Origin of the sequence: Xenorhabdus santafensis (genome assembly GCF_033949405.1) — a bacterium.
In the GTDB taxonomy this organism is placed as follows: Bacteria; Pseudomonadota; Gammaproteobacteria; order Enterobacterales; family Enterobacteriaceae; genus Xenorhabdus; species Xenorhabdus santafensis.
The window spans coordinates 1-275 of sequence record NZ_VCDN01000512.1 but is presented as its reverse complement, the minus strand read 5'-3'; the positions used below and the strand labels follow the sequence as shown (position 1 = coordinate 275).

General features: G+C 33.1%; 1 protein-coding gene. It reads right to left on the bottom strand.

Annotated features, from left to right (window positions below; genetic code table 11):
* Positions 1–56: 56 nt before the first annotated feature.
* A partial coding sequence (locus FE392_RS23220; RefSeq protein WP_319932031.1) for a C39 family peptidase occupies positions 57–275 on the bottom strand: 219 nt, incomplete at its 5' end.

The following is a 275-nucleotide window of genomic DNA, read 5'->3' as shown; positions in this document are numbered from 1 at the left end:
TTTCCGTGTTATAGACTTAAAAATAAAAAGCCATCTAAAAGATGACTTTTTCCTTATTATAAAATAGTAATTGCTTGTTTTCCCATTTGCTCCCAAGCTTTCTCAAATTCTGCTCGCGGAACAGCCAAACGTGGATTATTTTTAAGAGGATCATTTACATATACAAAGTTTTGATCATATCCAATTACTACTGCACTATGCTCATAATATGTAATTTTCACTTCGCCTGAACTCGTATTCCATGTTTCAAAACTACTTTCAGCTAGCGGCTTAAA